At 63.1% G+C, this 22,106-nt stretch carries 21 protein-coding genes; 13 read left to right on the top strand and 8 right to left on the bottom strand.

All coding sequences use genetic code 11. The features are described 5' to 3' along the window. Positions 1 to 4: 4 nt before the first annotated feature. Complete coding sequence (locus CTEST_RS07905; protein WP_047253284.1) at positions 5 to 2,941, bottom strand: DEAD/DEAH box helicase; 2,937 nt, start codon at positions 2,939 to 2,941, stop codon at positions 5 to 7. 211 nt (positions 2,942 to 3,152) lie between these two features. Here CTEST_RS07905 and rpsO point away from each other — a divergent pair, with 211 nt between their 5' ends. After that, positions 3,153 to 3,422: a 30S ribosomal protein S15 gene (gene rpsO / locus CTEST_RS07900; protein WP_047253283.1), complete on the top strand. Its 270-nt coding sequence runs from the start codon at positions 3,153 to 3,155 to the stop codon at positions 3,420 to 3,422. A gap of 65 nt (positions 3,423 to 3,487) precedes the next feature. Here the strand turns inward: rpsO and CTEST_RS07895 are convergent, their stop codons facing one another. Continuing rightward, on the bottom strand, positions 3,488 to 4,012 hold the full coding sequence (locus CTEST_RS07895) for a CPBP family intramembrane glutamic endopeptidase (protein ID WP_047253282.1): 525 nt from the start codon (positions 4,010 to 4,012) through the stop codon (positions 3,488 to 3,490). Positions 4,013 to 4,103: 91 nt separating this feature from the next. Here CTEST_RS07895 and CTEST_RS07890 point away from each other — a divergent pair, with 91 nt between their 5' ends. Continuing rightward, positions 4,104 to 6,350, top strand: coding sequence for a polyribonucleotide nucleotidyltransferase (locus tag CTEST_RS07890; RefSeq protein WP_047253281.1), 2,247 nt, complete (start codon positions 4,104 to 4,106; stop codon positions 6,348 to 6,350). A 75-nt stretch (positions 6,351 to 6,425) separates the two neighbouring features. Here the strand turns inward: CTEST_RS07890 and CTEST_RS13080 are convergent, their stop codons facing one another. Together CTEST_RS13080 and CTEST_RS07880 are read right to left on the bottom strand one after the other, a co-directional pair. After that, the gene (locus CTEST_RS13080) at positions 6,426 to 7,043 is read right to left on the bottom strand and encodes an AMIN-like domain-containing (lipo)protein (RefSeq protein ID WP_052844327.1); all 618 of its coding nucleotides are present in this window, start codon (positions 7,041 to 7,043) and stop codon (positions 6,426 to 6,428) included. A gap of 23 nt (positions 7,044 to 7,066) precedes the next feature. Then, on the bottom strand, positions 7,067 to 7,459 hold the full coding sequence (locus CTEST_RS07880) for a VOC family protein (RefSeq protein WP_047253280.1): 393 nt from the start codon (positions 7,457 to 7,459) through the stop codon (positions 7,067 to 7,069). Positions 7,460 to 7,529: 70 nt separating this feature from the next. Here CTEST_RS07880 and dapB point away from each other — a divergent pair, with 70 nt between their 5' ends. From dapB to CTEST_RS07845, 7 genes are all read left to right on the top strand, one after another. Next, complete coding sequence (gene dapB, locus CTEST_RS07875) at positions 7,530 to 8,276, top strand: 4-hydroxy-tetrahydrodipicolinate reductase (protein ID WP_047253279.1); 747 nt, start codon at positions 7,530 to 7,532, stop codon at positions 8,274 to 8,276. Between the two features lie 3 nt (positions 8,277 to 8,279). Beyond that, positions 8,280 to 9,038 (top strand): FAD-dependent thymidylate synthase, encoded by a 759-nt coding sequence (gene thyX, locus CTEST_RS07870; RefSeq protein WP_047253278.1) that lies wholly within the window; start codon positions 8,280 to 8,282, stop codon positions 9,036 to 9,038. 78 nt (positions 9,039 to 9,116) lie between these two features. After that, complete coding sequence (dapA, locus tag CTEST_RS07865) at positions 9,117 to 10,025, top strand: 4-hydroxy-tetrahydrodipicolinate synthase (protein ID WP_047253277.1); 909 nt, start codon at positions 9,117 to 9,119, stop codon at positions 10,023 to 10,025. A gap of 2 nt (positions 10,026 to 10,027) precedes the next feature. Further along, positions 10,028 to 12,154 (top strand): ribonuclease J, encoded by a 2,127-nt coding sequence (locus CTEST_RS07860; protein WP_047253276.1) that lies wholly within the window; start codon positions 10,028 to 10,030, stop codon positions 12,152 to 12,154. A gap of 45 nt (positions 12,155 to 12,199) precedes the next feature. Continuing rightward, complete coding sequence (locus CTEST_RS07855) at positions 12,200 to 12,826, top strand: TIGR03085 family metal-binding protein (protein ID WP_236686060.1); 627 nt, start codon at positions 12,200 to 12,202, stop codon at positions 12,824 to 12,826. Positions 12,827 to 12,912: 86 nt separating this feature from the next. Next, positions 12,913 to 15,708, top strand: coding sequence for an FtsK/SpoIIIE family DNA translocase (locus CTEST_RS07850; RefSeq protein ID WP_047253274.1), 2,796 nt, complete (start codon positions 12,913 to 12,915; stop codon positions 15,706 to 15,708). 203 nt (positions 15,709 to 15,911) lie between these two features. Beyond that, positions 15,912 to 17,015: a TerC family protein gene (locus CTEST_RS07845; protein ID WP_047253273.1), complete on the top strand. Its 1,104-nt coding sequence runs from the start codon at positions 15,912 to 15,914 to the stop codon at positions 17,013 to 17,015. On the opposite strand, the gene CTEST_RS07840 is transcribed toward CTEST_RS07845, so the two are convergent. After that, positions 17,012 to 17,302: a YciI family protein gene (locus CTEST_RS07840; RefSeq protein ID WP_047254311.1), complete on the bottom strand. Its 291-nt coding sequence runs from the start codon at positions 17,300 to 17,302 to the stop codon at positions 17,012 to 17,014. The genes CTEST_RS07845 and CTEST_RS07840 overlap by 4 nt on opposite strands. Before the next feature lie 90 nt (positions 17,303 to 17,392). Here CTEST_RS07840 and pgsA point away from each other — a divergent pair, with 90 nt between their 5' ends. The 4 genes from pgsA (at position 17,393) to CTEST_RS07820 (ending at position 19,730) form a co-directional block, all read left to right on the top strand. Continuing rightward, positions 17,393 to 17,971, top strand: a complete 579-nt coding sequence (pgsA, locus tag CTEST_RS07835; protein WP_083985502.1) for a CDP-diacylglycerol--glycerol-3-phosphate 3-phosphatidyltransferase — start codon at positions 17,393 to 17,395, stop codon at positions 17,969 to 17,971. Beyond that, on the top strand, positions 17,968 to 18,450 hold the full coding sequence (locus CTEST_RS07830; protein WP_047253271.1) for a CinA family protein: 483 nt from the start codon (positions 17,968 to 17,970) through the stop codon (positions 18,448 to 18,450). The genes pgsA and CTEST_RS07830 overlap by 4 nt, the downstream gene beginning before the upstream one ends. 8 nt (positions 18,451 to 18,458) lie before the next feature. Next, positions 18,459 to 18,779 carry a helix-turn-helix domain-containing protein gene (locus tag CTEST_RS07825; protein WP_047253270.1) on the top strand — a complete coding sequence of 107 codons (321 nt, stop codon included), beginning with the start codon at positions 18,459 to 18,461 and terminating at the stop codon, positions 18,777 to 18,779. Between the two features lie 120 nt (positions 18,780 to 18,899). Then, positions 18,900 to 19,730 (top strand): PspA/IM30 family protein, encoded by an 831-nt coding sequence (locus CTEST_RS07820; RefSeq protein ID WP_047253269.1) that lies wholly within the window; start codon positions 18,900 to 18,902, stop codon positions 19,728 to 19,730. Positions 19,731 to 20,113: 383 nt separating this feature from the next. Here CTEST_RS07820 and CTEST_RS07815 read toward each other — a convergent pair whose 3' ends face one another. Genes CTEST_RS07815 through CTEST_RS07805 form a run of 3 tightly spaced genes read right to left on the bottom strand, consistent with a single transcriptional unit; the run spans position 20,114 to position 22,016 of the window. Beyond that, positions 20,114 to 20,725: an energy-coupling factor transporter transmembrane component T family protein gene (locus tag CTEST_RS07815; protein WP_047253268.1), complete on the bottom strand. Its 612-nt coding sequence runs from the start codon at positions 20,723 to 20,725 to the stop codon at positions 20,114 to 20,116. After that, entirely contained in the window at positions 20,722 to 21,420 is a 699-nt protein-coding gene (locus tag CTEST_RS07810) for an energy-coupling factor ABC transporter ATP-binding protein (RefSeq protein ID WP_047253267.1), read from the bottom strand. Before CTEST_RS07810 ends, CTEST_RS07815 begins: the two co-directional genes overlap by 4 nt. Next, complete coding sequence (locus tag CTEST_RS07805) at positions 21,420 to 22,016, bottom strand: biotin transporter BioY (protein ID WP_236686059.1); 597 nt, start codon at positions 22,014 to 22,016, stop codon at positions 21,420 to 21,422. The genes CTEST_RS07810 and CTEST_RS07805 overlap by 1 nt, the downstream gene beginning before the upstream one ends. Positions 22,017 to 22,106 lie beyond the last annotated feature (90 nt).

Raw genomic sequence — 22,106 nt, 5'->3', positions numbered from 1 at the left:
CGGCCTAACCTTCCTGCGCGGATGCGGGGACGATGACCAATAATGGCCGGATGAGGGTGCGTTCGGGGGTGAGCGACTGCAACAAGGCCCGTTCTTGATCGATCAGCGGCACAGTCCGCGAGACCACCCGCGACGAAGCGGGGGTATGGGCGGCAGTGGCAGACCAGGCAGAGTACCGGTCCATCCACTGCTCGGTACGCTCCACGGCCCGATCATGGGCCGACTGGCGGATGAGGTCCATGTGGCTGGTCGCCTCGGTGGCGGCGGCCCCGAATAGGTCGTCGAGCCCTGCGGGAAGAGTCCATGCCCCGGTGCTGATCGCCCTGGCGCCGAAATCAATGCCCTCCAACCAGGACACGAGATCGGGGATTGTCTCCACCGTGGTACGGGGGATGCCCTCGGGTGGGGTCGGCCCGAACGGGCCTTCCGTCGCCGTGAGAAAAGCGCGCGTGACCACCTGGCCGCGGGAATTCGTCAGCGTGCCGATGAGCAGGACCGTGGGCGCGTCCACCCTGCCGGTTACTGCCGGGACCTCGCGTCTGGCCATCGAGGACAAGGCCCGGTCAGATGCCCAGTCCGACACGGGATGCAGCGGGCCCAGGAAATGGGCCTTCGGCCAGGACTTCTGGGAGTCTCCTTCTCGGGCGGCCTTGAGTTGCTCCTTTCCCCGGTCCACGGTGGTGGCAAGCAGAAACGTGTCTTTGACCTTGCGGTACGACACGTAGTCCTGGGGAAGGTAATCCAGCCGGCGGCACAGATCGTCTGGGGGAGTCAGCTCCGCGACGTGGTTAGGGTGCTCGATGAAACCGACGCCATTGCGGGTAATCGACGCCGAGGGAACATCATGGAAGGCCTCGTTGAGTGCATCGCGCAGATAGTCGATCTCCCGGGAATACGTGCTGTCACGGTGCGGGGCCTGCTCGGTGTCGAGCGGAGAGGAAGCGGTGGATGCGGGGGTGAGATCGTCCACTGCGTCTACCGGCCCCATGCCCCACATCGCCAGCATGGCATCGACGTCCAGGCTGGTGGAGAGCGGATCGTCGCCGGTGGTTGCCTGACGTGCGTGCGCACCACTGAGGACCTCAGCCGGGGTGGCCACCGCCTGATCGAAATCTCGCAGACCCTGCAGCACCTCCCTGATGACATCCTCCTCACCGTTGACGCTGTGCTTGCCCATCAACGACGACGCATCGCCGAGCATCTCGTGGGCCTCGTGCTCCCGCTCCATGAGACGGGTGAGCACGTGCAGCTCGCCAACCGCGTTCTCATCCGCAGGATCGAGCAGAAGAGTGGTGATCTGCGGATGTTCCGTCTGCCCGTAACGGTCAATCCGGCCGTTACGCTGCTGGATCCGGATCAACGACCACGGGATGTCGTAATGGACCAGGTGATGGCACTGCGAATGTAGGTTCACACCCTCGGACGCGACATCGCCGGTGACGAGGATCCGCAGTGGGGTGTCCTCCCGCTTGAATTCGTCGATGAGCGCCATCTGCTCGGTGTCAGACAGCCCGCCGTGCATCACTTTCACCGCCCCCTTCGGCATGGACATGTGCCGGGAGAGGTTGTCCTGCAACCAGTGCAAGGTGGCCACCCGCTCTGAGAAAATGACCGCCCGGGTCGGGGACTTCTTGGAAATGCCTATCGACGCAAGGTAGTTGACAAGCGCGGCGTACTTCGCCGAATTCTCCGGGGTGATGCGCGCCGCCAGGTCGGTCAGGTGCTCCAGGGCGGTGCGCTCCGGCGACGGGCCGTCGGCAATGCGGGACAGCCGACCCCGCACGGTCTCGGCGAGGGCGGCAGGCGAGGATAGGTAGGCCTTGACCAGAGTCCACGGGAAGAGTCGGTCTCCTGATGGGGCGTGAGACCCTGGGTTGGTCCACGTGTGATGGAGCTCCCGGGCGACCGCATTCTCCTCGGGGGACGCATCCACCGGGATGTTCAGCGGCTCCTGGCGGGTGGCCCACTTGGCTCCCACCACCTGAGCCACTTCCGGGGAGTGGCGGTGTCGGCGGATAATCAGGCGCTGGGCGGCGTCCGGGTCGATGGAACCATCGGGAAGCACGGACAGGGGATCCAGCAGACGCAGAATCTCCTTAAAAGAGTTCGGGTCACCGTTGTGTGGGGTGGCCGAGGCCAAGATCAAGGACTCGGTCGTCGGTGCGAGTGTCCGCGCCAGCTCATTGTTCTGGGTGCCCACATTGGTGGCGTTGTGGATCTCATCGATGACCACCGCATCCCACGTGACCTTCTCCAGCTGGGCCCGGTACTTCGGGGACTTCAGCGTGTCCAAGGACACAATGACCCGAGGGAAATATGTGAATGGATTTCGGGAAGCCGGCAGACTCTGACGAACCTGCTGGATGCCCGTGGAATCCAGGCGCACCAGCGGGATGGCGAACCGAGTCCACAGTTCCTGCTGAAACTGCTCCATCACGCTCTTGGGAGTGACCACGAGGATGCGTTCCCCGCGACCGCGACGGATGAGCTCCGCGAGGATCATGCCGATCTCCAGAGTCTTGCCCAGACCGACGGCATCGGCCAGGAGAACCCTGGGCCGGGATTTGTCATCGGAGAGCGCCCGGCGCACCGCCGTTAACTGGTAATCCAAAGGGTCCGCAAGCATCCGGGTCGCCACCGACAGTTCGCGCTGATACAGGGGCAGGGGAGTCTGCCGGAGGGTCGACTCGATCCACAGGCGGGAATGCCGGAAGCCCGGGGAATGATCAGGAACCACGGTCACCTGTGTCGGATCGAACACCGTCACCCGATCTAAAGCGGTATAGAAGGTGGCGGTGGTGTCCCGGACGTATTCCGACAAACCCCGAACCCGGAGTTTGAAGCCGTCCTTGGCACGGCTGACGTGGGTGACCAGCCACTCCTCGTCCCGGACCTCGACGGTCACGCCGGGAGATAGCTGATCGGTGTTCAAGGTGAGCATGGCACTGAGATTACCGTGGCTGTCCCACGTGGAAGCCACAGCCGGGCCAGAGACTGCTGGGCGATGCCCGGAGGCGATGAGGGATTTGGCCCCGGGCCGGGCTGGCCGGTAACATACCCCGAGGCTCATCATGACTGCGGTTCACAGCAGTCGCGCCGCCCGGATAACCGGGACATTTCATGTGGACTGAAACAACGAGAAGAGAATCATCATGGCACTGACTTCTGCACAGAAGAGCGAAATCCTCAAGGAGTACGGCCTCCACGAGACCGACACCGGTTCCCCCGAGGCACAGGTGGCAATGCTCACCAAGCGTATCAACGACCTGACCGAGCACCTGAAGTTCCACAAGCACGATCACCACTCCCGTCGTGGTCTGCTGCTGCTCGTCGGCCGTCGCCGTGGCCTGCTGAAGTACCTGGCAGCCAACAACATCGACCGCTACCGTGACCTGATCGCCCGTCTGGGCCTGCGTCGCTAAGAGCGTCCACAACTTTTACTGCGAGCCCGTTCCGCCGTTTACGGCGGGGCGGGCTTCAGTGATTCTCACGCCGCGATGAGTAAGCCGGTGCCCACGTTGGTGATGACGTGGGCGAGTGCGGCCGGCCACAAGGAGCCAGACCTTTCCCGCAACACGCCAAGTAGGACGCCCATGAGGAACTGTGCGGGCAAGAGCGGCCACAAGCGGGCGTCGATAAGCAAAAGGGCGAGGTGAGGGAGGAGGAAGAAGACCGCCTGCCCCCACAATGCGAACCTCGGACCGCGCCAGCGGGCGAGGGCCCCTTGGAGGAGGCCGCGGAAGAATATTTCCTCACCGATGGCGGCTGCGGCGACCGAGAGGGCGCTGGCGACGCCGATGATGCGGGTGGAGGAGTGGGCGACGGCGGCGTCGGGAAGCAACGACACGATGCCCGCGCCAATGAGGAGCGAGAGCGCTCCAACTCCTGCGGCAACGGCCCACCACCGGGGTGCTGGAACGACCATTCCGCACAGCTGGCGCGCCTCGGCAGACAAGCGCCGCACCGCCAGCCAGACGATGGTGGGCAACGCCCACAACACCAACATTGACATGCCTGCTAGTGTAGATACTCGTTGCATTTGACAGCTTAAACCGGCGGCACCGACGATCGCCGAGCACTACCCCAAGAGGAGAAAAGCACATATGGCAAACGTTGAAATCAACGTTGACGAGGAATTCGGCGTGACCGAGGCGGTCGCGACCATTGATAACGGGGACTTCGGTACCCGCACCATCCGCTTCGAAACTGGCCAGCTCGCGCGCCAGGCCGGCGGATCCGTCACCACCTACCTGGATGATGACAACATGCTGCTGGCCACCACCACAGCATCCAACCAGCCCCGCGAGGGCTTTGACTTCTTCCCGCTCACCGTGGATGTTGAGGAGCGGATGTACGCCGCCGGTCGCATCCCCGGTTCCTTCTTCCGCCGCGAAGGTCGCCCGTCGACCGACGCGATCCTGGCATGTCGTCTCATCGACCGCCCGCTGCGCCCGACCTTTGTGAAGGGTCTGCGCAACGAGGTACAGGTCGTTATTACCGTCATGTCTCAGGTGCCGGAGGATTACTACGACGTCGTCGCCATCAACGGCGCTTCCGCTGCCACCCAGCTCTCAGGCCTGCCGGTATCCGGCCCCGTCGGCGGCGTGCGCATGGCGCTGATCGCCGATGATAAGCACCCGCAGGGCCAGTGGGTCGCCTTCCCGAACCAGGAGCAGCGCGAGCGTTGCGTGTTCGAGATGGTCGTCGCTGGCCGCATGGTGACCCGCAAGAAGGGCAACAAGAAGTTCAACGACGTCGCGATCATGATGGTTGAAGCCGGCGCTGGTAACAACGTCTTCGAACTGGTCAAGAACGGTGCTCCGGCGCCGACCGAATCCACCGTGTCCGAAGGCCTCGAGGCTGCTAAGCCGTTCATCGAGATCCTGTGCAAGGCCCAAGCTGGCCTGGCCAAGGAAACCGCCAAGGCCACCCGCGAGTTCCCCCTCTTCCCGCCGTACACCGATGACGTGTACGCCCTGGTGGAGAAGAAGGCCTCCCGCAAGCTCGGTCAGATCATGACCATCAAGGCCAAGCACGAGCGCGAAGACGCCGCCAACGACTACATGGTCGAGGTGGAAGAACAGCTCATCAGCAACTTCGGCGATGACCCGAACGCGGTCAAGGAAATCCGCGCCGCATTCAACGCCGTGATGAAGAACATCGTCCGCACGAAGATCCTCACCGAGGGCTTCCGCATCGACGGCCGCGGCGTCGCCGCCATCCGTGACCTCGGCATCGAGGTTGAACTCATCCCGCGCGCCCACGGCTCCTCGCTGTTCGAGCGCGGCGAGACCCAGATCCTCGGCGTAACCACCTTGGACATGCTCAAGATGGAGCAGCAGATCGATTCGCTGTCCCCGGAGAAGGCCAAGCGCTACATCCATCACTACAACTTCCCGCCGTACTCCACCGGCGAGACCGGCCGCGTCGGATCCCCGAAGCGCCGCGAAATCGGCCACGGTGCCCTCGCTGAGCGCGCCCTCCTGCCGGTGATCCCGTCGCGCGAGGACTTCCCCTACACCATCCGCCAGGTCTCTGAGGCGCTCGGTTCCAACGGTTCTACCTCCATGGGCTCCGTCTGTGCCTCGACGTTGTCGATGTACAACGCCGGTGTGCCGCTCCTGGCTCCCGTCGCTGGCATCGCCATGGGCCTTGTCTCCGGCGAGGTCGACGGCGACACCAAGTACGTCGCGTTGACCGACATCCTCGGCGCCGAGGACGCGTTCGGCGACATGGACTTCAAGGTCGCTGGCACCTCCGAGTTCATCACCGCCCTGCAGCTGGACACCAAGCTCGACGGCATCCCGTCGCAGGTGCTGTCCGACGCCCTCGAGCAGGCCAAGGATGCGCGTACCGCGATCCTGGAGACGATGGCTGAGGTCATCGACGGCCCCGACGAGATGTCGCCGCTGGCCCCGAAGATCACCTCCGTCAAGGTCCCCGTGTCCAAGATCGGTGAGCTCATCGGCCCGAAGGGCAAGACCATCAACGCCATCACCGAAGAGACCGGCGCTGATGTCTCCATCGAGGACGACGGCACCGTCTACATCTCCGCCACCACCGGCGAAGCTGCCGATGCCGCCATTGAGCGCGTCAACTCCATCGCTAACCCGCAGCTGCCCAAGGTCGGCGAGCGTTTCCTTGGCACCGTGGTCAAGACCGTTCCGTTCGGTGCGTTCGTTTCCCTGACCCCGGGCCGTGACGGTCTGGTTCACATCTCGAAGCTGGGTGGCGACACCCGCGTGGAGAAGGTCGAAGACGTGGTCAACGTCGGCGACAAGCTCCAGGTCGAGATCGTTGACATCGACAACCGCGGCAAGATCTCCCTCGCTCCGGTCGAGGACAACTAGGTTCCTCACCGACATGGGTCAAGGCCCGCGAGTCCCCTGGGGCTCGCGGGCCTTGTTTTTCGTTGGGTGCCCGCGCTACTGCTGGTCTTCTTTGAGAAACTCCACGATGACTTGGTTAGATTCCCGGTCATACGTGATGTGGTACTTCGTATCCTCATCGAGCCCGATGATGAATTGGGATTGTGCTTCCACGACGCCGACGAAGTCGACGCTCCGGACGACGCTGCCACCGGGGTAGACCCCATGAGCCAGCATTTCTGCGTCGCGCTCCGTACCGGTGGGGTAGGGGGTGCCGATGATCAAAACCTGAAGTGCCCAATTGCCCTGGTATTCGAGTGGATTGCCGGTCGCCTGCTCGGTCGGCTCTGCCGTGGAGTAGGTGAACCAGCCGGGGACGCCTTGTCCGGAGAGTTGGAAGATGAGCGCCTCGTAGTCGGCGTGATCTTCCAGGCTGACTCCGGTGACCATCAGTTCGGAGTTGGGGGAGGGATCGCGCCACCGGTCAGCGCGGTTGGTTTGGCCCACGGGAATGGGACCTAGTTCCGTAGTGATGGCCGGGAGGGACTCGACGCTTGGTTGTTCCATCGCCACAGGCGGCATACCGGTGTCACCGGTGTTGTCACTACACGCGGCCAGGACTAGCGAAAGCGCGGCGACGGTGGCCAGGGACGTGAGGCGCTTAGGTAACATCATGCTTCTAGCCTAGAGGCTCCTGGCTAGTGCTCCTGGATCAGCTGGATGTAGTGGCCGCAGGTGTCATCGAACCCCGCGATGGTTTCGGTGCCCACCTCGGTCGGCTCCATGGTGAATTCTACGCCTAGAGACGTCAGACGCTGATACTCTGCGCGAACATTTTTTACCGCGAATTGGGTGAAGGGGATGCCGTCGGCGTAGATGGCCTCGGTGAAGGTCTTGGCGGCGGGGTGCCCCATGGGTTCCAAAAGAAGTTCGGGGCCGTCGGGTTGCGTGGGGGAGACGAGGGTGAGCCACCGTGCAGAGCTGTCGCCGACGGGGACGTCGTGAAGCACATGGAAACCGAGGACGTCTCGGTAAAAGCTGAGGGCGGCGGACTGGTCGTCGACGTAGATGCTGGTGATGTTGATGCGCATGTCACCAGAGTATCGGCGCGCGCCTAGACTAGGGGGCTGGCAGATATTCCTTAAAGCTCAGGAGGCAGGCATGACGGTCAAGGTCGGAGTACTGGGGGCGCACGGGCGAGTGGGCTCGGCGGTGTGTGATGGGGTGAATGCGGCGGAGGATTTGGAGCTCGTCGCCACTGTTGATCAGGGCGATGACCTGCAGGTGTTGGTGGACAATGGCGCGGAGGTGGTCGTGGATTTCACCACTCCTGGTGCGGTGATGGGCAACCTTGAGTTTTGCATTTCTCACGGCATCAATGCGGTGGTGGGCACGACGGGTTTTGACGCGGACCGTCTGGAGCAGGTCCGGGCGTGGTGTGCGCAGGAGGGGGCAGGCAACGTCCTCATCGCCCCGAATTTCGCTATCTCAGCCGTGCTGGCGATGAACTTTGCCGCGCAGGCCGCGCGCTTCTTCGATTCCGCTGAGGTCGTTGAGTACCACCATCCCAACAAGCTTGATGCCCCTTCCGGCACGGCTATTCATACGGCGCAGGGGATTGCCGCTGCGCGTAAGGACGCGGGGTTGGGGCCTATTCCTGATGCGACGGATCAGCCGCTGGAGGGTGCCCGCGGCGCGGACGTGGACGGAGTGCGGGTGCACGGCGTCCGGATGACCGGCATGGTCGCCCACGAGGACATCATCTTCGGTGCCCAGGGACAGACGCTGACCATCCGCCAGGATTCCTATGACCGGACGTCCTTTGTTCCCGGGGTGCTGGTCGGCGTGCGGGAGGTTGCCTCCCATGCGGGTTTGACCGTTGGACTCGATTCCTACCTGGGGCTCTAAGCCGTGGCTAAGCCAGTTGAGCTGGATGTCCAGCTGATCGCCGCCACTGAGTTTTTCCAACCAGCGGGCGTAGAGTGGTCCGCCGATGCGGAAGCAACAGACACCGAGGCGCTCGTCGAGTTCGCCGGGCGGGCGTGTTATGAGTCCTTTGCTAAACCCAATCCCCGCACTGCCGCCAATGACGCGTATCTGCGCCACATCATGGAGGTAGGCCATTGGGCGTTGCTGGAGCACGCGACGGCGACTCTATACATCCGGGGTCTGTCCCGTTCTGCCTCCCATGAGCTCGTTCGTCATCGGCACTTCAGTTTCTCGCAGCTTTCGCAGCGATTCGTCCACACCGACGAGGCCGAGGTGGTCCTTCCTCCGCTGGTCGCGGAGGACCCGCAATTGCGGCAGTTGGTGCTCAACGCCGTCGATGAGTCACGGTTTGTCTATCAAGAGCTTCTCGACGCCCTCGAGGAGAAGTTGGACGGAGAGCCCAACGCTCTCCTGCGCAAAAAGCAAGCCCGGCAGGCCGCCCGGGCGGTGCTGCCGAATGCCACGGAATCACGCATCGTCGTCACAGGCAACTTCCGGACGTGGCGCCACTTCATTGGCGCGCGCGCTACCGAGCATGCCGACGTCGAGATCCGGGCGCTGGCGGTCGCCTGCCTCAAGGTCCTGCGAAGTCAATCTCCGGTGCTGTTTTCCGATTTCCAGATTTCCACGCTGGCGGATGGCTCCGAGATGGCTGTTAGCCCCTACGCTACCGATCTCTAGCACATTCCGCCCCAAATCTGTCTGGGCCCGCGGAGTCGATGCGCCAGATCGCAGCCCAAGCGGGTATCCTTGTCATCCATGAGTACAGCTTTGACAGCGAAGACCGGAGCCGAGATCTTCGGAACCGTCAGCGTCGCGATGGTCACCCCCTTTGACCAGGACGGCGCTTTAGATATCGATGCTGGTCGACGCCTTGCCGCGCACCTGGTCGACAATGGGCTGGATGCGCTGGTTCTTGCGGGAACCACCGGGGAGTCCCCGACGACGACAGTCGCCGAAAAGCTGAACCTACTCAAAGCAGTGAAGGAAGAGGTGGGCGACCGAGCGAAGCTCATCGCCGGGGCCGGTACCAATAACACCGCCGCCTCCATCGAGCTGGCGCGGGCTTCCGCCGAGGCGGGCGCTGACGCGCTCCTCGTGGTCACCCCGTACTACTCAAAGCCCAGCCAAGAGGGCCTCTACCAGCACTTCAAGGCTGTCGCCGAAGCCACCGATCTACCGGTGTGCCTCTACGACATTCCTCCCCGCTCATCCATCCCGATCGAGCCGGACACGCTTCGCCGTCTGGCGGAGCTCCCCACTATCCGTGGAGTCAAAGACGCCAAGGGGAATCTGGCCGAATCTGCTGTGCTCATCCAAGAGACGGGGCTGGCGTACTACTCCGGAGATGACCCGCTGAATATTCCATGGCTGTCTATCGGCGCCACCGGTTTCGTTTCCGTGGTGGGACACGCCTGCCCCGCGGCTCTGCGTGAGCTACACACAAGTTTCGAGGAAGGCGACCTCGCCCGTGCGCGGGAAATCAACGCCACTGTTATGGCCCCGCTGGTTGCTGCTCAGGCTCGCCTGGGTGCTGCCAGTATGGCAAAAGCTGCCCTGCGTCTGCAGGGCTTTGAGGTGGGGGATCCCCGTCTTCCGGTCGTCGGTCTCGACGATAAGGAGGTCGAGGAACTTCGCCGCGACATGAAGAAGGCTGGAGTCCTTTAAATATGACTGAATCCCGTAATCGTTCCCGGAAGGTCACCCGCAAGGCGGGCCCGCCGGAGGCCACGAGCGGACAACAGAACGACAATTCCGCTGCATCACCGGTCTTTCAGGCACCGACCTCGGAAACGAAGGGCAGCACCGCTGCCGCTACCGAATCCGCAGGAAACGCAGGAAACTCGGCAGCGACGGACAACGGTGACACCAATCGGGGTGGCAATCGTTCCCGCAGCGCGAACAAGCGCAATGGCCGCGGCGGGCGTTCCCGCGGCGCCAACAATGGCAACGGTGGCAATGGTGGCAATGGCAGCCAAGCCAACCAGGGCGGAGGCAACCAGGGTGGACGCGGGCGTCGCAACGTCGTCAAGTCCATGCAGGGTCCGGACCTGACCAAGCGCCTCCCGGAGCCGCCGAAGGCTCCGAAGAATGGCCTGCGTATCTACGCTCTCGGTGGTATCTCCGAGATCGGCCGCAACATGACCGTTTTCGAGTACAACAACCGACTCCTCATCGTCGACTGTGGTGTGCTCTTCCCGTCTTCCGGCGAGCCCGGCGTGGACTTGATCCTGCCGGACTTCGGTCCGATTGAAAAGCACCTCGACCGCGTCGACGCGCTCGTGATCACTCACGGCCACGAGGACCACATTGGGGCTATCCCGTGGCTGCTCAAGCTGCGCCCGGATATCCCGATTCTCGCGTCCCGCTTCACGGCTGCGCTCATTGCCGCTAAGTGCAAGGAACACCGTCAGCGTCCGAAGCTGATTGAGGTCAACGAGCAGTCCAACGAGAACCGCGGACCGTTCAACATCCGTTTATGGGCCGTCAACCACTCCATCCCGGATTGCCTCGGTCTGGCCATCAAGACCGGCGCTGGCCTGGTTATTCACACCGGTGACATCAAGCTCGACCAGACCCCGACGGATGGCCGCCCGACCGACCTGCCGGCTCTGTCCCGCTTCGGCGACGAGGGCGTGGACCTCATGCTCTGCGACTCGACGAACGCCACCACCCCGGGTGTGTCGGGCTCCGAGGCCGAAGTTGCGCCCACGATCAAGCGCTTGGTCGGCGAAGCTAAGCAGCGCGTTATTCTCGCTTCCTTCGCTTCCAACGTCTACCGTGTCCAGGCTGCTGTCGACGCCGCCGTTGCTGCTGGCCGTAAGGTCGCCTTCAATGGTCGTTCGATGATCCGCAACATGGAGATCGCCGAGAAGATGGGCTACCTCAAGGCCCCGCGCGGCACGATCGTCTCCATGGACGACGCCGCGAAGATGGCGCCGCACAAGGTCATGCTCATCACCACTGGTACCCAGGGCGAGCCGATGGCGGCGCTGTCGCGCATGGCCCGCCGTGAGCACCGCCAGATCACGGTCCGTGATGGCGACCTCATTATCCTGTCCTCGTCGCTGGTGCCGGGCAACGAGGAAGCCGTTTTCGGTGTCCTCAACATGCTCGCCCAGATCGGCGCGACTGTGGTCACCGGCAAGGATGCCAAGGTGCACACCTCCGGCCACGGCTACTCCGGTGAGTTGTTGTTCCTCTACAACGCTGCCCGCCCGAAGAACGCCATGCCGGTGCACGGCGAGTGGCGCCACCTGCGTGCCAACAAGGAACTGGCCATCTCCACTGGTGTCGACCGCGACAATGTGGTCCTCGCTCAGAACGGCGTGGTCGTCGATTTGGTCGATGGCCGGGCTCGCGTGGTCGGCCAGATGTCGGTGGGTAACCTCTACGTCGATGGCACCACCATGGGTGAGGTCGACGAGGACGTGTTGGCTGATCGCACGAGCCTCGGCTCCGGTGGCCTCATCAACATCACCGCCGTCATTGATAACCGCACAGGTCGTCTCATGGAGTCGCCGCAGGTGGAGACCAAGGGCTTCTCCGAGGATGATCGCGGTATCACCCCGGAGGTCAAGGAATTGGTGGAAAACACCATGAACGATCTGGCCGCTGAGGGTGAAAACGACCCGTACCGCATGGTTCAGCAGCTGCGCCGCAAGGTCTCCCGCTTCGTGGAGCAGAAGTGGCGTCGTGCCCCGATGATCCTGCCGACGGTCGTGCCGATGTCCTCCGACATCGACGATCACATTGACGACGACGAGGTCCACGCCTCCGCACGTCCGTCCCTGTAGTCAGACACCATCCACGTCATGCACCCCAGCACTATGCTGGGGTGCATGACTTTTTCTGCCACCGAACGCCGCAATCTTGCCGATTTGTTCCTCGAGCTCGGGCCTGATGCACCGACGTTGTGTGAGGGGTGGACCACGAAGGATCTGGCCACCCACTTGCTCATCCGCGAACACCGCCCGCTGGCCGCAGCCGGCATGTTCGTTCCCCTGCTCAAAGGGCAGCTGGAGAAAACCACCGAGGCCGTCGAACAGCGGCCCTATGAGGACATCGTGGGGGAGTGGGCTGCGGGGCCTGGTCGCCTGAGCCCCGCGCGTTACGCGGATCGCCTGATGAACACCACCGAGCACTTCATCCATCATGAGGACGTCCGCCGCGGAGGTAGCACCTATGAAAAGCGTGACTTCAGTGAGGCCGTCAACGACGAGCTGTATGGCTCGCTGAATATGATGGCTCCTCGATTGCTCAAGAACTCGGAGGTTCCCGTTGTGTTGTCTCCGATCGGTCGGGAGCGGATCGTCTGCGCCGACAAGCGTGGGGTGGCCGACAACGGAGAAGGCGTGGTCAGGGTCAGTGGTGACGTGGGGGAGCTGCTGTTGTGGGTATTCGGGCGAGACGCGGCGGATGTCGTCGTGGAAGGAAATGTCGGCGACGTCCGCAAGTCAGGCGTCTAGGCTTGACGAATATTCGGACGGGAAGAGTCACAGTTTCCGGTGTGGCTGATGTGAATAGTGTGGCGTGACCAACTAGAGTGGGGGCCATGTCTGTTCGAAGCTCGGCCTCCCGTTCCACCAAGCGCTCACCTTCCGGGCGCTCGGCCGATCGCGCTCGCCCCTCGGGTACCACCGCGCGATCACGGCACAACGCGCAACCAGCCACCTCCGCTTTCCGCGCCGCCGAGACCTCTGAAGAAAGGACCGGCAGCGCGGTTCGGGCTGTGGGCAATGGGCTCGGTGCTATCTTTGGGGCAACGGCCCGCGGGGTGGGTAGCCTCACGCGCGGGGCGGCTCGCTCGCGTCGCAACGACGATCTCTACGACGACGACGCCCCCACCGCTATCCAGGAGGAACTGAGCCCCGAGCCAGAGGGCAAGCGGGAACCCCGAGACCGCGATGGGTTAGCGCTCATTCTCATTGGTTTGGCCGCAGTTCTCGGCGCTTCGGTGTGGTTGGACATCGCCGGCCCGGTGGGCGCGGCCATTTCCACGGCTGCTCACTTGGCCATCGGGGCCGGGGCACTCATCCTCCCCGTGGCATTGGTCGGGCTGGCCATCTTCCTCATGCTGGACCTGCGCCACCTACCCGTCGCTGGGTCACGCATCGCCCTCGGCACGGGACTGATCGCGGTGTCGATGCTGGGCCTGGTTCACCTGTTGGCCGGAAATCCTGCCGAATGGTCGGATCGACTGCTCGCCGGTGGGGCACTCGGAGCCTGGACCGGTGGCCTGTTGGCGGCCGGGTTCAGCGACTACGTGGCTATCCCGCTTCTCGTGCTCGTCATTATCTATGGCGCGCTCAAAGTCACCGGCATCACGACCCGGCAGGCTGTTGACTACGTGCGCGAAATGTTCGGCGCTCGCGGACGCGGCACTGATGACTATGACGATGAGTACGACGATGACCTCTACGGGCATGCCGCCGATGACATTGAGGACCTCGCAGAGGGACGGGAGCGGGCACCGCGACAGCCGCGGGCGTCGATAAGCACAAAGCCGAAGACCCCGATGGAGGCCTACCCGGTCGAGGAACCGGAACATGAGGGCGAGTTTGAGCTGGACACGCAGCACACGCTGTTCAACACTCCGGTGGCCACCCCCGATGCGGTGGAGACCTCCCGAGAAGCGATCCGGCAGGCGATTGTCGCGCGCTCGGGCATCGACGCGACTGCCATTCCGGCGAGCACCCCGAAGTCTGAGCTAGAAAAGGACCTTCCCATCCCGGCGGCACGCGAGCCGGAGAGCGAATCGGATTACCAGCTGCCGAGCACTGACCTGCTGGTCGCTGGTGAACCGCCGAAGACGCGCACGGAGACCAATGACCGCATCATCGAAGCGATCACGGATGTCTTCACCGAGTTCAAGATCGATGCCACCGTCACCGGATTCTCGCGCGGACCGACAGTAACCCGCTACGAGGTCGAGCTTGGCCCGGGCGTCAAGGTCTCTAAGATCACCAACCTGCAATCGAATCTGGCTTACGCCGTGGCGACGGACAACGTGCGCCTGCTCACCCCAATTCCGGGCAAGTCGGCCGTTGGCATTGAGGTCCCCAACCTCGACCGCGAAATGGTGCGCCTGGCGGACGTGCTCAATGCGCCGGCCACACGGGGCAACCATGACTCCATGCTCATCGGACTGGGCAAGGACATCGAAGGCGAATTCGTCTCGCACAGCCTCCAGAAGATGCCCCACCTGTTGGTGGCCGGCTCGACTGGCTCCGGTAAGTCCGCCTTCGTCAACTCGATGCTGGTATCGCTGCTCACCCGCGCGACACCGGACGAAGTGCGCCTTATTCTCGTCGACCCGAAGATGGTCGAGCTGACCCCCTATGAGGGAATCCCGCACCTGATCACGCCGATTATCACCCAACCGAAGAAGGCATCGGCGGCGCTGCAGTGGCTGGTTGAGGAAATGGAACAGCGCTACATGGACATGAAGTCCGCGCGCGTCCGCCACATCAAGGACTACAACCGCAAGGTCAAGTCCGGCGAGGTCCAGGCCCCCCTCGGCTCCCAGCGCGAATACCGGCCTTATCCGTTCATTGTGTGTGTCGTCGACGAGCTCGCCGACCTCATGATGACCGCGCCGAAGGAGGTGGAAGATTCCATCGTCCGCATCACGCAGAAGGCGCGTGCGGCAGGTATCCACCTCGTGCTGGCGACGCAGCGGCCCTCCGTGGACGTGGTCACCGGACTCATCAAGACCAACGTTCCCTCGCGCCTCGCGTTTGCTACCTCCTCGCTCACTGACTCTCGCGTCATTCTTGACCAAGCCGGTGCAGAGAAGCTCATCGGCATGGGCGACGCCCTCTTCATCCCGCAGGGGGCGGGCAAGCCGCAGCGCCTGCAGGGTGCCTTTGTCACCGACGAGGAAGTCCAGGCCGTGGTTGAGGCCGCCAAGAACCAGGCGATGCCGAACTACACCGAGGGCGTCACCGAAGACAAGACCTCCGATGCGAAGAAGGAGATCGACGAGGACATTGGCAAGGACATGGATGACCTCCTCGAGGCCGTCGAACTCGTGGTCACCTCCCAGCTCGGCTCCACGTCCATGCTCCAGCGCAAGCTGCGCATCGGCTTCGCCAAAGCCGGCCGGCTCATGGACCTCATGGAAACCCGCGGCGTCGTGGGACCCTCCGAAGGCTCCAAAGCACGCGACGTATTGGTCAAGCCAGAAGAGCTCGACACCATCATCTGGATGATCAAGGGCGCCGATCCCGCCGAAGCGCCAAAGGAAGAAGGCTGGGAAGCCGAGGGGGCCAGTGGATCCGCCGGCGAGACAGCGGGGGACAGCGACACCCGTGTCATTCCGGCGAATCCGCCGGGCGGAGCGTTCTAACCCGGCCTTCAACGACTGGGAAAGACGCCACTTGACTAACTGTGTATAGTGGCTCTACGTCATGGAGGGGAGTACCCCGCAAGCGACACAGATCGTCAACACGGATCCTTCAGGGTTCCCGGTCGTGTCGGCCTTCGTTCCACCGCAGGGTGGGGGAGACCTCCGGTCAGCATTTTTCATACTTCGACCGGAGGACCAATACTTTGACTGTTCCCTTGTGGATCTGGGTGGCCACCATTGTGCTCATCGCCGGATTCTTCATCTTCGATTTCTACTCCCACGTCAAAACTCCGCACGAGCCGACTCTCAAGGAATCGGCCGTGTGGTCAGCGTTCTACGTGGGCCTGGCGTTGCTCTTTGGCGTCTTCGTCTACTTCATGTGGGACCACCAACATGGAGTGGAGTACTTCACCGGCTACGTGACGGAGAAGGCGCTCAGCGTCGATAACCTCTTCGTCTTCGCGCTCATCATGGGCGCCTTCAAGATCCCGCGCAAATACCAGCAGAAGGTGCTGCTCATCGGCATCGCCCTGGCGCTGCTCTTCCGGCTTGCCTTCATCCTGCTGGGCGCCGCGGTCATTGCGGCCTGGTCGGACGTGTTCTACCTGTTCGCCATCTTCCTGCTGTGGACGGCCATCAAGCTCATCTGGGACGAGGCAAACGACACCCCGGAGACCGACCCCAACGACATGCGCGTGATCAAGCTCCTGCGCAAGGTTGTCCCCGTCACCCCGGGCTACCACGGCGACTCGTTGATCACCCGCTTCAAGGGCAAGCGCGCCCTGACGCCGCTGTTCGTCGCCCTCGTGGCCATCGGCATGGTGGACATCATGTTCGCCTTCGACTCCATCCCTGCGATCTACGGCATCACCACCGAGGCCTACTTGGTCTTCACTACCAACGCCTTCTCCCTCATGGGTCTGCGCCAGATGTACTTCCTGCTCGACGGACTGCTCGATCGCCTGGTGTACCTGCCCTACGGGCTGGGTCTCATCCTCGCGTTCATCGGTGTCAAGCTCATGCTCCACGCGCTGCACGAGAACAACCTGCCGTTTGTCAATGGCGGCGAGAACGTCCTGGTCCCGGAGATTCCGACGGAGCTATCGTTACTGGTCATCATCGGCATATTGGTGGTCACAGTCCTGTTGTCGCTGTGGCGAAACCACTATGACAAGTCCCAGGGCGCCATCGATACTCGAGTTCGTGCACCCGAGTGGGACCACGAGCTCACTGACGAAGAGATGAACGGCTCGGAGGTTCCGGCGGCCGAGGCTTCCGCCCCGGCCGATCCTCCGGAACGCACTTAAGAAAAGACGTTGATGACCGGATTCCACTCCCGGACGGTGCGGCCCGCGAGGCAGTGCTGCTGGGTGAAGGGATCCTGATCCATCAACTCCTCGGCATCGGAGATGGTCGCGGGCTCGGGCAGGCGAATGATGATCAACGCGCCGCCGAGCCCGTCGGTGTAGGGGCCGGATCCGACGAGTTGGCCCTTGTCGCGGAGCTCGCCCAAAAACTGCCGATGCTCCGGACGGACCCGCACGATGTCTTCCGAATCAGCGGCATAGAGGTAGTGGATTGCAAAATGGTTCATGACAAACGATTCTAGCCCGCCAAGCACTCCCAGCTGATCCTCATCTGGCTCAACGCTGCCGCGGGCCGCAGGAAAGGTAGGGTGTGTGAGGTGAGTGGAGCAACGACACCTTCGACAACGGCCGGCAAGCCCAGCAACTTCAACCTGCCGAACGTTTTGACCAGCCTGCGCATTTTGTTCATCCCGGTGTTCGCGTGGCTCGTCCTCAAGGGTGACAATCAGCACACCTCCTGGATGTGGTGGTCATTCGCGGTGTTCGCGCTGCTGATGTACACCGACAAACTCGACGGGGATATCGCGCGCAGCCGCGGTCTCATCACCGACTTTGGCAAAATCGCCGATCCCATCGCCGACAAAGCGCTCATGACCACCGCGCTCGTGTGCCTCAACATCACCGGCGCGTTGCCGATCTGGGTGACCATTCTCATTGTTATCCGCGAGTTCGGCATCACCTTCTGGCGCCTGTACATGCTCCGCCGCGGCCTCGTCGTCCCCGCCAGCAAGGGCGGCAAAATCAAAACCGTCCTGCAAACGCTCGCCGTCGCGCTGTACCTCATTCCATTCCCCAGCTGGATGGACATCCCCGTCTTCATCGTCATGCTCGCCGCCGTGGTGGTCACCGTGGTCACCGGAGTGCAATACCTCCTGGATTCTCGGCAAAAGCAATGATTCAGGAGCTTATCAGCGCCCTCCGTATCCGGCGTCAGACGATCTCCTTCTGTGAGTCCCTCACTGCCGGCCTCGCGGCCGCCACCGTGGCCGACGTACCCGGCGCCTCCGCGGTCCTGCGTGGTGGCCTGGTCACCTACGCCACCGACCTCAAGCACACGCTGGCCCACGTCCCCCAACAGCTTCTCGACGCCCACGGGCCCGTCTCCGCCCCCACCGCAGCCGCCATGGCAACAGGCTGCCGCAGCGTCTGCGGCTCCGACTGGGCCGTATCACTCACCGGTGTCGCTGGCCCGGAGGGCCAGGACGGACACCCCGTGGGAGAGGTATGGCTGGGCTTTGCTGGGCCCGGGGGCGTCGATACGCAGGTGCTGCACCTGAGCGGATCTCGCCGCGAGATCCGGGAGGCAGCCGTCGCTCAAGCGCTGGCCGGAGTGCTCGAGCGAGTGCGGGAACAAAATAATCTAAGCAAGCGTTAAAGGGAGTAATGGTTACCACCGCTGTCCTTGAATCCCCGATCACCACGTCCCGCCGCGCCCCCGAGCTGCTGCTACGTGAGGCACTCGGTGGTGCCCTCCGCGCCTTCCGCGCCGACCAGGGCATCACACTTCGAGAGCTAGCCGAACAAGCACGCGTCTCGCCTGGCTACCTATCCGAACTCGAACGTGGGCGCAAAGAAGTCTCCTCTGAACTGCTCGCCTCCGTCTGCTACGCGCTAGGTACCTCGGTCGCTGACGTCCTCATTGAGGCCGCCGGCTCGATGGCCCTGCAATCAGTGGCAGAAGAGCTCGCAACAGAGCGAATTTAGCTTCCCCACAACCCACCCCTCCAGCTACACAGCAGCGAGGCTCCTCCGCTACCATGGTGGCGATGAGGACGATGCGTTCCTCGCTTCTATTGACATTATTTAGGAAGGCTCACATCCGACATGGCTAACCCCTTCGTCAAGGCATGGAAGTACCTCATGGCGCTGTTCGACTCGAAAATCGAGGAGAACGCGGACCCGAAGGTGCAAATTCAGCAGGCCATCGAGGACGCCCAGCGTCAGCACCAGGAGCTGTCCCAGCAGGCAGCCGCCGTCATCGGCAATCAGCGCCAGCTGGAAATGCAGCTCAACCGCCGCCTGGGTGAGATTGAAAAGCTGCAGGCTAATACTCGTCAAGCACTCCAGCTGGCCGACAAGGCCCGCAACGAAGGCGATGACAAGAAGGCGGTCGAGTACGAAAACGCCGCTGAAGCCTTCGCCGCACAGCTCGTCACCGCCGAGCAGTCCGTCGAAGACACCAAGCAACTCCACGACCAGTCCCTGCAGCAAGCCGACCAGGCCAAGCAAGCCGTCGAACGCAACGCCATGGCCCTCCAGCAAAAGGTCTCCGAGCGCACCAAGCTCCTCTCCCAGCTGGAGCAGGCCAAGATGCAGGAGAAGGTCTCCGAATCCCTGCAGTCCATGAACGCCATCACCAACGGCTCCACTCCGAACCTCGACCAGGTCCGCGAGAAGATCGAGCGCCGCTACGCCAACGCCCTCGGCCAGGCCGAGCTCGCGCAGAACTCCGTCGAAGGCCGCATGGCTGAGGTACAGCAAGCCGGCATTCAGATGGCCGGGCACTCCCGCCTTGAGCAGATCCGCGCCGAAATGCAGGGCGGCAACCAGCTCTCCTCCGGTGCCGATAAAGCTCTCGAAGGCGGAGCTCAGCCTTCCGCTAACGTCTCCAACGACGCCGTGGCACAGCGCATGAAGGAACTCCGCGGCGAATAGCATCCGCTGCTTTACATCTGAACGACCCCGCACCCTGGCTGGTGCGGGGTCGTTGTCGTGTGCGTGATCCCGACATTCGCCGTGTGCGCTGGGGTGCGAGCTGGTGTTTCGTGGGCGGGGTGGTGCTTGATTGGCGTTCCGGTCGCGATCAGGGCGTCGGGATCAGTCGTCCTCGCGACGCGAGCTGGGTGCGCTGGGAGGCGACCCAGCGTTTTGTGAGCTGGCTGGAGCTTAATTGGCGTTCCGGTCGAGATCAGCCCGTCGCGATCACCCGTCCTCGCGACGCGAAACCTGCCCCTCGAGGTGCGCCGTGAGCAGCGGAACCCGAAATGACGAATTATCGCCGTTCCGGTCGCGATCAGGGCGTCGCGATCAGGCGGGGATTAGTCAGCGACACCGCGCGCAATGAGGGCTTCAGCCAGTAAGCGTGCGCGACGGATCGAGCGCACCATGACGGGCGTGCCAAAAGCTGCAATGGAAAAGCCAGCCCCGCGAGCCTTTCGCGCGGCGAGCACCTCTGTGACGGTCGCCAGCTGGAGCGGGATGAGCCGGATTGTCAGCGAGATGGCCAGGGAGATGGTCTCTACGGGCAGTCCGAAGCGCGCGAAGGGCGCGAGCCCGTTCTCGATGGCGGCCATGAGTTCGGCGATTGTGGTGGTGAGGGTAAGAAGGGCCGCGGCGGCAACGGAGGAGAGAAGAACAACGACGGTGACGGCGGCGAATTCCCAGCCGCGCTGCCACCATTGGAATGCGCCCAGCACCAGCAATACTGGCAGGACCGGAGCGGTTTGTTGCACGGCCAGGCGCGCGGGAATGCGGGCGAGGACGTAGAAGAGGCTGACTACGGCGAGGCAGGCGACGGCAAGTGGCCAGGTCTTGACCGCGATCGTCGTGGCGAGGATGTAGCTAAGCAGTGCCACGAACTTCCATCCGGCCGGGGTGCGGTGGACGAGGGTGTCGCCGGGAACGTAGACACCGAGGGGGATGTTTCTCACGCTGGGTGCTCCGCCATGAGCCGCCGATAGAAGGCGGTGACCTCGTCAGGAGCTCCGTCGGCTACGACCTGTCCGCGGTCGAGGCAGATGACCCGGTCGAAGTCGTCGAGGATCTCCAGATCGTGGGTGACCACGATGAGTTGCTGTGACAGCCGGGAGAATTCTCGGGCGATGCGAGAGCGGTTGCGCAGGTCGAGAAGGGTAGTGGGTTCGTCTGCGATGATGAGGTCGGGTTCAATCACCAGCACCGCCGCTAGCGCGAGCAGTTGCTTTTGGCCACCCGAAAGCGTGTGGGGTGAGGCATCGGCGAGGTGGGTGAGACCGAAGCGATCGAGGGCGGCGTCGACACGCTTGTTGCGCTCTTCCCGTGACAGTTTGAGGCGGCGGAGGGAAAAGGCGACGTCGTCACGCACTTGGGGCATGATGATTTGGTTTTCGGCATCGGAGAACACAAAGCCGACATGTCGGCGGATGTCGCGGCCATGCTTGGCGACGTCCCGGTCATCAACCAGCACCTGCCCTTCCGTCGGCTCGCCGAGGCCATTGATCAGCCGGGCGAGGGTCGACTTGCCCGAGCCGTTGGCACCAATGATGCCAATGCGGCTTTCTTCCAGCTGCAGGTCAATGTGGCGGAGAACGGGTTCGACGTCCCCGTCGAAGTGCACGGAGACGTCATGGAAGATGATGCTGGGCATTACTTTTTGCGGGAGAGAAGATCCGGGAAAGCAGCGTGAATACCCAGGGCGATGATAACCATGACAGCCATCTTGCCAGCATCGGGGACGAGGAAGGGGACCTGGGCCAGGGCGGCTTCGCCGATGCTGAGGCCCGCACGCCACACGAGCCCAAGGGCGCCGAAGAAGTACTGCAGGAACAGGCCAATCACCCCAGCAAGGATGAAGTAGACGGCCTGCACGCCGCGCTTGCGAGCCGGTGCACGGTAGGCGATCCATCCGGCCACGGCCGCGGAGATGAGATAGCCGACTAGGTAGCCGACCGTCGGCCCGGCGAGGGCAGCGAGAGTGGTCCGGCCACCGGCGAGGACGGGCAAACCGATGAGGCCAAGGCCGAGGAAGAGTGCGACGGCCAGGAACCCACGGCGGCCACCAAGGACAAGTCCTGCCAGGATGACGGCGGCGTTTTGCAGGACGATCGGCACGCCGGCCGTGCCGACCGGGATGGCGACAAATGCCAGAACGACGAGCAGGGCGGCGAATACTGTAATGTAGGCGAGGTCTTGCACGCCGGAGCGCGAGGAGCGGGCCGGGCGAGAAGTGTCGGTGGATGTCATGGGTGAAGACCTTATCATTGAACAGTGTTTAACGACCATATGGGGTCTTTTGCGTGCCGCTTGGTGGGGCAGTGGAGGAATAAGTACTAT

This window comes from Corynebacterium testudinoris (assembly GCF_001021045.1).
Classification (GTDB): domain Bacteria; phylum Actinomycetota; class Actinomycetes; order Mycobacteriales; family Mycobacteriaceae; genus Corynebacterium; species Corynebacterium testudinoris.
The sequence above is the reverse complement of the archived record's forward strand: the minus strand, read 5'-3'. Positions and strand labels throughout refer to the sequence as shown.